Source organism: Candidatus Parakkermansia intestinigallinarum (genome assembly GCF_944389695.1).
Classification (GTDB): Bacteria; Verrucomicrobiota; Verrucomicrobiia; order Verrucomicrobiales; family Akkermansiaceae; genus Akkermansia; species Akkermansia intestinigallinarum.
In genome coordinates this window covers 1-9,000 of record NZ_CALXNG010000049.1, presented here as the reverse complement: position 1 = coordinate 9,000, position 9,000 = coordinate 1, and the positions used below count along the sequence as shown (strand labels likewise).

Below are 9,000 nucleotides of genomic sequence, written 5' to 3'. Positions count from 1 at the left end.
GGATAAGGACGGCTCCACCCCTTTGCACCGGGCTGCATGGGAGGGGCACACGGACGTCGTCCGCCTGCTGCTGGCGGCCGGAGCGGACGTCGACGCGGAGAATACGAACGGCTGGACCTCGCTGAGCCTGGCTGTCTTATGTGGCCACCGAGACATCGTCCGCCTGCTGCTGGCGGCGGGAGCGGACGTCAACGTGAAGGATGAGAACGGCTACACCCCACTGCACGTGGCTGCCAAGGATGGTCACACGGACGTGGTGCGCCTGCTGCTGGAGGCGGGCGCGGACGTCGAGGCGGAGGATACGTACGGCTCCACCCCGCTGCACGTGGCTACCAGGGAGTGGCACACGGACATCGTCGATCTGCTACGGGCGCACGGGGCCAAGGTGTGAGCTGGGACGAGGTTGTGCGATCCTGTATCCGTGCCCCCGAGCCCGCAGCAAGCCGGCTCGGGGGCGTGTTGCTTCAAAGGAAAGCCAGCTCGGGCGTCCCTGCGCCGGCGGAAGAAGCGCCCGAGTATTCGGCCGGAGTGATTTTTCCCCTTGCGTGTCGTCTGTGTCTTCTTTCTGTGCTGCTGCATGCGCTTATTTTTTTGCCATCCGGTCGGCCTTTTGCTCTTGACAGGTCAGAGGTGGTCAGGTATTGTCTTATAAGGTGGTTTCAGTCTTCTTTCTTTTTCGGAAGAGAAGACACACATCAATCCCATGAACTAGTATATGAATACGCATCATACCACCACAAACTTACCCGGCTCGAATGATGATTCTGTTGCTCTCGCTCGGCAGCAGCTTGCAGAGCAGCATATTGAGCCGCCTCAATACGATGAGGGGTTGCAGTTTGCTTGCCGCAACGGCGAGTGTGAGTTAACACGGCTGCTGCTGGAAGTCGGAGCGGACGTCAACGCGAAGGGTAAGATGGGCTACACCCCGCTGCACCGGGCTGCCTGGAATGGTCACACGGACGTCGTCCCCCTGCTGCTGGCGGCGGGCGCTGATGTCAACGAGAAGGATAACTGGTGCAGCACCCCGCTGCACTGTGCTGCCTCGGGTGGTCACACGGACGTGGTGCGCCTGTTGCTGGAGGCCGGAGCGGACGTCGACGTGAAGGATGAGGGCGGCTTGACCCCGCTGCTCGGGGCTGCCATGTGGAACCGCACGGACTCGGTGAGCCTGCTGCTGGAGGCCGGGGCGGACGTCAACGCAAGAGTCGGTGGGGACGGCTGTGATGCAGGCTCCTCCCCGCTGCACCTGTCGGCTAGGAAGGGCTACACAGGCTTGGTGAGCCTGCTGCTGGAGGCCGGGGCGGACGTCAACGCAAAAATCGGTGGGGACGTCTGGAATGCAGGCTCCACCCCGTTGCACGATGCTGTCGGGAATGGTCACACGGACGCAGTGCGCTTGCTTCTGGAAGCCGGGGCGGACGTCAACGCAAGAGTCGGCGGGGACGGCATGGATGCAGGCTCCACCCCGCTGCACCTAGCGGCCAAGAAGGGCCACACAGACGCGGTTCGCCTGCTGCTGGAGGCCGGGGCGGACGTCAATGCGAAGGCGAAGAATAGGTGCGGCTGGATCCCGCTGCACTGGGCTGCCGAGAAGGGTCACACGGACATCGTCCGCCTGCTGCTGGCGGCGGGATCGGACGTCAACGCGAAGGATGAGGACGGCAGGACTCCGCTGCACCTGTCGGCTAGGAAGGGCTACACAGGCTTGGTGAGCCTGCTGCTGGAGGCCGGTGCGGACGTCAGAGCAATAATAATCATTGGGCACGGCGTCGATGACGGCGAAACCCCGCTGCACGAGGCTGCCCGGAATGGTTGCCCGGACGCCGTGCGCCTGCTGCTGGAGGCCGGAGCGGACGTCGACGCGAAGAATAAGGTCAGCGACTCCACCCCACTGCATTTGGCTGCCGCGAGGGGGCACACGAAGGCGGTTCGCCTGCTGCTGGAGGCCGGGGCGGACGTCAATGCGAAGGAAGAGTACGGCGATACCCCGCTGTATTGTGCTGCCGAGTATGGTCGTAAGGATGTTGTGAGCCTCTTGTTGGCGGCGGGTGCCGACGTCAACGGGGGAGGGGAAGGGAAGGCCAGACCTTTGTCCGTGGCGATCAGGTCCGGGGAGGCGGATGTTGTTCGCTTGTTAATGGAGGCGGGTGCCGACGTCAATGCGGTGGATAAGAGAGGTCATACTCCTTTGTATTATGCCGCTGAGAAGGGTGATACGGATGCTGTTCTCCTGCTGCTGGAGGCGGGAGGAAGTATACAGGCTGCTTTGGATAAAGGCTGGAACAAATTGCATTTTGCCGCTTCCGCCGGTTTGGCGGACAAAGTTCGCGAACTCTTGGAGGCCGGGGCCGACCCCAACACTGGGACTTGGGCAGGCAACGGAAGTGCACTGCTGTCGGCTGCTGCGAATGGTCATACGGAAGTGGTGCGTTTGCTGCTGGAGGCGGGAGCCGACCCCAACTTCTTGTCTATGATTAGCGACGGATATGCACTGCAGGTGGCAGCGGGGAATGGTCATACGGACGTGGTGCGCCTGCTGCTGGAGGCCGGGGCTGATCCGGATGCCAGCAGTGTGTTGATGAACGACCTCACCCCGCTGATCAGGGCTGTCGAGAATGGTCATACGGAAGTGGTGCGCCTGCTGCTGGAGGCGGGAGCCGACCCCAACGCCGTGGATGGTGAAGGATACCATGCGGTGAATGTGGCGGAGGAGAAGGAGTTTACGGAAATCGCCGACATGCTGTATGAGTACGGCGGTGTCCTGCTCGAAGAATGAGGGCGTAGGACCCTTTCTTGCCCTCCACGTTTCCCCCGGGTTCGCCAAAGGCGGGCTCGGGGGAGCTTTTTGAGGCGCAGAACTTGCTTTTGCGCTGCTTTGCGGGTTGAAGTCGTGTCGACAGTGTGGTAGTATAGGACGTCATGAATGACTTTGACGTGATCGAACGCAAGATGGAGTCCGTCGGCCTTTCGCAGGCCGCGATCGGAGCCTTCCGCCACAGTGTCAACGTGCTCACTTCGCAGCAGTCGATGATGATTCCCGAGGCGGAGATTGCCCCGGCGGATGATGTGGCTGACTGGGAGTCTCTCACGGCGTCGACGCCCGAGGCTGATGCCGAGCTGCTGGGGCAGGCGGTGCTCATCAAGCTCAACGGCGGGCTCGGTACGGGCATGGGCTTGCAGAAGGCCAAGAGCCTGTTGGAGATTAAGCCCGGGGTGACTTTCCTCGATCTGATTGTGCGCCAGGTGATGAGTTTGCGCCGCCGCGCGGGCTGCCCGGTCAGTTTGCTGCTGATGAATTCTTTTTCGACGAGTGCGGATACGATGGCGTATCTGAGCCGCTATGCGGACGAGGGCTTTGCCGATCCGCAGCAGGTGGAGATGATTCAGAACCGCGTGCCCAAGCTCTGCGTCGATACGCTTGAGCCGGTCAGCTTTCCCGCGCACCCCGAGTTGGAGTGGTGCCCGCCCGGCCACGGCGATCTCTATCCCGCGCTGCTGGGCTCGGGCTGGCTCGATCGCTTGCTGGCGGCGGGGGTGAAGTATGCTTTTGTGTCGAACTCGGACAATCTGGGCGCACAGCTTGATACGCGCTTTTTGCGCTGGTTCGCCGAGAGCGGGGCTCCCTTTGTGATGGAGGTGACGCGCCGCACGGAGGCGGATAAGAAGGGCGGGCACCTCGCGATGCGCCGCAGCGACGGCCAGCCGCTGCTGCGCGAGGTGGCGCAGTGCCCCGAGGAGGATCTCGCCGCTTTCCAAGATATCAACAAGCATCGCTATTTCAACACGAACAATCTCTGGGTGCGCCTCGATGCGTTGCGCGATTTCCTGAAGGCGAACGGCGGGGTGGTGCCGCTGCCGGTGATTCGCAATGTCAAGACGGTGGATCCGCGCGATGCGTCGACGCAGAAGGTGTATCAGCTGGAGACGGCGATGGGGGCGGCGATTCAGTGTTTCCCGGGGGCTCGCGCGGTTTGCGTGCCGCGTTCGCGCTTCTTCCCGGTCAAGACTTGCTCGGATCTGCTGCTGCTGCGCTCGGATGCGGTGGTGATTCGCGAGGACGGCGGTATGGAGCTGGCGCCGGAGTGCGGGGGTGTGGCCCCGGTGGTGCTGCTCAATGCCAAGTTTTACAAGCTGGTTGATTCGCTCGACGGGCTCGGCGTGCCTTCGCTCAAGCATGCCCGCCGTCTCGTGGTCAACGGGCCGCATCACTTCGTCGACGGGGAGCCGATTTGCGGTGAGGTGGTGATTGACTGAGGTGTTTTTTACGCCGCGTCGGCGCTGTCTTTGCCGCCGACGCGGCTGATGTCCGCCTATGCCGGTGACACCGAAGAAGCTTCAGGAGCTCGCCGAGCGCATGCGTGCGCTCGGCGTCCGCGAGGCTGACTTGCGCGAGTCCTTTGTGCGCGGGCACGGCCGGGGCGGGCAGAAGGTGAACAAGAGCAACAACTGCGTCTGCCTCATCCACGAGGCGAGCGGTCTTGTCGTCAAGTGTCACTGCGAGCGGGAGCGCGAGGTGAACCGCTTTCTTGCGCGGCGCGCGCTCTGTGATGAGCTGGAGCACCGTCTCGGGCTCGGCCCGAGCCGCCGACAGCGCGAGCTCATGCGCTCGGCCGGGCACAAGGGGCGCACGGGCTCGCCGCACAGCCTCACGGTGGTGGAGCGCAAGAGCCGCGGCCCCCGCGAGGAGGCGTGAGGAAGGAGTGAGGGAGGAGTGAGGAAGGCGTGAGGGAGGAGTGAGGGAGGCTGCCGACAGCTTCCCGCCTCGGGTCGGGAGAATCAGAGCCCCATTTTGCCGGGGTTGAGGATGCTCTTGGGGTCGAGAGCGGCTTTGAGGCTGCGGTGCAGGTCGAGGGCGACGTCGCCGACGGCGGCGGGGAACCAAGGGGCTTTGGCAAGGCCGATGCCGTGCTCGCCCGTGATGCGCCCTCCGGCGGCGAGTACCCAGGCGAAGAGGCGCTCGACGAGGCGGTCGGCGGGGGGCCGCAGGTCGCGTCCTTGGTCGTCTTTGGGCACCATGATGTTGGTGTGGATGTTGCCGTCTCCGGCGTGCCCGAAGCAGGCGACGTTGATGCCCGTTTCGCGCTGCATGGATTCGCAGAAGGTGACGAGGTCGACGAGGCGCGAGCGCGGGATGACGATGTCTTCGTTGAGTTTGGTGAGCCCGGTGGCTTTGAGGCTGTAGGAGAACTCGCGCCGCAGCTGCCAGATAGCTTCGACGTCTTCGGGGCTTGTGGCGCGGAGAATGGAGCCGGCGCCCGTGCGCTTGAGGACGTCGGCGATGGCGTCGAGCTCTGTGGCGACGGCGTCGGCCTGTCCGTCGATTTCAATGATGATGTGTCCGTTGGCGTCGGCGGGCAGGGCGGAGGGGCCGAGGTAGGCGCGTGCGGCGGAGAGGGTGTAGGCGTCGGTGATTTCCATGGCGCTCGGCAGGTGCCCGGCTTGGAGGACGTTCTGCACGGCTTCGGCGGCCTGCGCGAAGTGCGGGAAGCTGGCGCTGAGGGCGGCGCGGGCGGGCGGCGCCGGGATGATGCGGAGGGTGGCCTGTGTGACGATGCCGAGCATGCCTTCCGAGCCGCAGAAGAGGCTGACGAGGTCGAAGCCTTGTTTGTTTTTGTGGGTGAGGCCGCCGCAGTTGCAGATGCGGCCGTCGGGCAGGACGACTTCGAGGCCGAGGACGTAGGCGCGGGTGACGCCGTATTTGAGGCAGCGCGGGCCGCCGGCGTTGGTGGCGATGTTGCCGCCGATGCTGGATTCTTTGCGCGAGGCGGGGTCGGGCGGGTAAAACCAGCCGAGCTTGGCGCAGGCGTCCTGTAGTTCGGCGGTCAGCACGCCGGCTTCGACGATGGCGAGGCCGTCTTCGGGGCGGATGGCGATGATGCGCCGCATGGGTGCGACGGAGATGACGAGGCCGCCGCGCACGGGGACGCAGCCGCCGACGTAGCCGACGCCCGCTCCGCGCGGGGTGACGGCGATGCCGCATTCGTTGGCGAAGCGCAGCGCGCAGCTGACTTCGGCGCTGCTTTCGGCGAGCAGGACGGCTTCGGGCAGGGCGACGGCGTGCCATTTGTCGCCGGCGTGCGCGCGGCGGGTGGCGTCGTCGTCGCGCAGGTGGTCGGCGGGCAGTCCTTCGGCTTCAAAGCGGCGGCGCAGGTCGGGCAGCCAAGCGGGGGCAGGGGTGTTCATGGACGGGGGTGGCTGGGAATGCGGAGATCAGTCGCGGCCGGTGCCCCAGCGGCGGTGCAGGAAGCGCTCGACGGGCGAGAAGAGCAGTTTGTCTGCCAGCAGCCCGACGAGGATGATGATGAACATCACGCCGATGACTTGGTCCATGCGCTGGAGCTCGCGGCCGTAGTGCAGGTGCTGGCCGATGCCGAAGCCCGAGACGACGGAGACGTAGATTTCAGCGGCCATCAGCGAGCGCCAAGCGAAGGCCCAGCCTTGTTTCATGCCGCTGACGACGAAGGGCGCCGAGGCGGGCAGGGTGACGAAGATGAGGGTGTGGAGGGGCGGCGAGCCCATGGTGCGGGCGGCGCGGGCGTAGATGGGCGGCACGTTGCGGATGCCGTTTTCGGTCGAGAGCAGCACGCTCCACATGGTGCCCATGATGACGACGAAGAGCAGGGCCGATTCCGTCTGCCCGAACCAGATGCAGGCCAGCGGCACCCAGCAGACGCTCGGCAGGGCTTGGAAGCTCAGGGCGAGGTGGCCGAGGGTGTCCTGCACGCAGCGGAAGCGTGCGGCGAGCATGCCGAGCGGCACGCCGAGCACGAGGCCGATGAGGTAGCCGATGAGCAGGCGGCGCAGGGTGACGAGCATCGAGAGCGGCAGTTTGCCGTTGGCGGTGTTGTCCCAGAGGTAGTAGAAGACGCGGCTGGGCGGCGGCATGACGTAGGGCGACCAGAGGGGCTCGTCGAGCCCGATGAAGGCAAGGTCGCCGGTGAGGGCTGCCCAGAGGAGGATGATGACGATGAAGAAGGAGACGGAGATGAGGACGCGTTGCATGGCTGTCGGGTGCCGTTGGGTGTTCGCGGAGTCGGGCGGGGGCGGCGGGTTTAGTCGGATTCGCCGGCCTGGTAGCCTTTCAGCTCGCTGGTGATGAGCTGCGAGAGGTCAGCCAGATCGTGGTCATTGATGTTGCGCGGGCGCGGCAGGTTGACGGAGAACTGCTCGCGCACGCGGCCCGGATGCGGGGAGAAGAGGATGACGCGGCTGCCGAGGCAGACGGCTTCGCGCACGTTGTGCGTGACGAAGACGATGGTTTTCTTGCGCGTTTCCCACACCTCTTGAATGTCGCCGTAGAGGCGCTCGCGCGTCATGGCGTCGAGCGCCGAGAAGGGCTCATCCATCAGCAGAATCTTGGGGTTGGGCGCCAGCGAGCGCGCGAGCGCGACGCGCTGCCGCATGCCGCCGGAGAGCTCGTGGATGTTGGCGTGGGCAAATTTGTCCATCTTGACGAGGTAGAGGTAATACTTCGCCACTTCGAGGCGCTCTTTGTTGTTGAGGTTGGGTTTTTGCTTGAGCCCGAACATGACGTTGCCGATGACGTCGAGCCAGGGGAAGAGGGCGTGCTCCTGAAACATCATCATGCGGTCTCGTCCCGGGCCCGTGATGGGTTCGCCGTCGAGCAGCGCCATGCCGCTGTCGGGCTTTTCGAGTCCGGCAATGATGTTCAGCAGCGTCGATTTGCCGCAACCCGACGGGCCGACGAAGCAGACGAACTCTCCTTCGTTGATGGTGATGGAGACGTCGTCGAGGGCGCGAATGGTGTCGCCGGAGGCGTTAGTGAAATCTTTGCAGACGTGCTCGACGCTCAGTTTAGCAGTCGGGTAGGCGTGGATTTCTTTCTGCAGTGATTCGTTGTTCATTTGGAGGCTTCTTGCGTTTCGGGTTGGTAAAGCATGCCCTCGATGGGCGGCACGCGCGAGATGAGGTCGGCCGCCTGCGCGTCGCTCACGAACTGTTCGAGCCCCGGCACGTCAATGTCGTTGGTCAGCTTGAGGCGCTTCCATGCTTTTTGGACGATGGACATGGGCATCTCGCTTTGCGTCAACAGCGTGATTTCTTCCTGCACGCGCTGCTGTGCTTCTTCGGGGTGCTCGATGATCCACTGCGTCAGGTCGCGGTGTGCGCGGATGAGAGCCGCAGCGGCGTCGGGGTGATTCTTGAGCCAAGCGACGCGGCCGACGAGTACGGTTGTTACGACGTCCGGCTCCTCGACCATGATGCGTGCATCCGCCATTTCCTCGAGCCGAGAGACCCAGGGCTCAACCGTCCAGCAGGCGGCGACGTCGCCCTGCTGCAGTAGCTGCAACTGCATGGAGTTGGGGGTCGGAGCCACACGGCAGTCGCCGCCGCCTTCAAGCGTGCAGCTCACCCCGTTGCGCCTGAGCCAAGCTCGGCACGAGACGTCTTGCGTGTTGCCCAGCTGCGGCGTGGCGATGCTCTTGCCGCGGAAGTCGGCGGGCTTTTTGATGCTCGAGTCGCTCGGGATGACGAGGGCGGCGCCGCCGTTGACGGCTCCGGCCAGCAGGCGTACGTCTCGCCCGGCCGATACCGAATAGGCGTTGATGGCGGGGCTGGGGCCGACGTAGGTGAGGTCGACCGTGCGCCCGAAGATGGCCTCCATAGCCGTCGGCCCGGCGGAGTAGGTGTACCACTCGAAGCTGTAGCCCGGCAGGTAGCGCTCAAACCAGCCCTCGCCGTGTCGGGCCATGTTGCGCGCCACCAGCCCCTGCACGTGAGTCACGTTGGGGAAGCAGCCGATGCGAATCACTCTGCTGTTCGGATCTTCGCGCTGACAACTGCCTAACAGAAAAGTCAGAGCGCAGAAAATCAGCAGGCATGCGAGGGCTTGTTTCATCTGCTCAAGTATATCAGTCTGCCCATCGCGGGTCAAGCGGCAATCGCGACAACGTGGCGTTGCGGGGTCTGTTTCAAATTTGCTGGTAGTAGTCGTGGGAGGTTTTGTGGAGTCTTTGAAGGCGCATGAAGTACACTTGG

At 64.2% G+C, this 9,000-nt stretch carries 8 protein-coding genes; 4 read left to right on the top strand and 4 right to left on the bottom strand.

The window, feature by feature from the left end; genetic code table 11:
* The 4 genes from AC6UAL_RS09375 to AC6UAL_RS09360 all read left to right on the top strand — a co-directional run.
* Positions 1–391: ankyrin repeat domain-containing protein (locus AC6UAL_RS09375; protein WP_500683117.1), on the top strand; the 391-nt coding region annotated here is incomplete at its 5' end.
* Between the two features lie 324 nt (positions 392–715).
* Entirely contained in the window at positions 716–2,776 is a 2,061-nt protein-coding gene (locus AC6UAL_RS09370) for an ankyrin repeat domain-containing protein (protein ID WP_500683116.1), read from the top strand.
* Between the two features lie 143 nt (positions 2,777–2,919).
* Positions 2,920–4,254 (top strand): UTP--glucose-1-phosphate uridylyltransferase, encoded by a 1,335-nt coding sequence (locus AC6UAL_RS09365; protein WP_500683115.1) that lies wholly within the window; start codon positions 2,920–2,922, stop codon positions 4,252–4,254.
* Positions 4,255–4,312: 58 nt separating this feature from the next.
* On the top strand, positions 4,313–4,693 hold the full coding sequence (locus AC6UAL_RS09360) for a peptide chain release factor family protein (RefSeq protein WP_500683114.1): 381 nt from the start codon (positions 4,313–4,315) through the stop codon (positions 4,691–4,693).
* A gap of 83 nt (positions 4,694–4,776) precedes the next feature.
* Here AC6UAL_RS09360 and AC6UAL_RS09355 read toward each other — a convergent pair whose 3' ends face one another.
* From AC6UAL_RS09355 to AC6UAL_RS09340, 4 genes are read right to left on the bottom strand one after another with little or no spacing between them, the layout of a single operon-like run.
* Positions 4,777–6,183, bottom strand: coding sequence for an FAD-binding oxidoreductase (locus AC6UAL_RS09355; RefSeq protein ID WP_500683113.1), 1,407 nt, complete (start codon positions 6,181–6,183; stop codon positions 4,777–4,779).
* Positions 6,184–6,210: 27 nt separating this feature from the next.
* Positions 6,211–7,002: an ABC transporter permease gene (locus AC6UAL_RS09350; RefSeq protein WP_500683112.1), complete on the bottom strand. Its 792-nt coding sequence runs from the start codon at positions 7,000–7,002 to the stop codon at positions 6,211–6,213.
* A 50-nt stretch (positions 7,003–7,052) separates the two neighbouring features.
* Positions 7,053–7,865, bottom strand: coding sequence for an ABC transporter ATP-binding protein (locus tag AC6UAL_RS09345; RefSeq protein ID WP_500683111.1), 813 nt, complete (start codon positions 7,863–7,865; stop codon positions 7,053–7,055).
* Positions 7,862–8,860, bottom strand: coding sequence for an ABC transporter substrate-binding protein (locus tag AC6UAL_RS09340; RefSeq protein WP_500683110.1), 999 nt, complete (start codon positions 8,858–8,860; stop codon positions 7,862–7,864). The genes AC6UAL_RS09345 and AC6UAL_RS09340 overlap by 4 nt, the downstream gene beginning before the upstream one ends.
* Positions 8,861–9,000: the final 140 nt, after the last annotated feature.

Excerpts from the sequence above, each read along its gene's own strand:
- AC6UAL_RS09370 (WP_500683116.1), top strand. The coding sequence starts at position 716 with ATGAATACGCATCATACCACCACAAACTTACCCGGCTCGAATGATGAT.
- AC6UAL_RS09365 (WP_500683115.1), top strand. The coding sequence starts at position 2,920 with ATGAATGACTTTGACGTGATCGAACGCAAGATGGAGTCCGTCGGCCTT.
- AC6UAL_RS09360 (WP_500683114.1), top strand. The coding sequence starts at position 4,313 with ATGCCGGTGACACCGAAGAAGCTTCAGGAGCTCGCCGAGCGCATGCGT.
- AC6UAL_RS09355 (WP_500683113.1), bottom strand. The coding sequence starts at position 6,183 with ATGAACACCCCTGCCCCCGCTTGGCTGCCCGACCTGCGCCGCCGCTTT.
- AC6UAL_RS09350 (WP_500683112.1), bottom strand. The coding sequence starts at position 7,002 with ATGCAACGCGTCCTCATCTCCGTCTCCTTCTTCATCGTCATCATCCTC.
- AC6UAL_RS09345 (WP_500683111.1), bottom strand. The coding sequence starts at position 7,865 with ATGAACAACGAATCACTGCAGAAAGAAATCCACGCCTACCCGACTGCT.
- AC6UAL_RS09340 (WP_500683110.1), bottom strand. The coding sequence starts at position 8,860 with ATGAAACAAGCCCTCGCATGCCTGCTGATTTTCTGCGCTCTGACTTTT.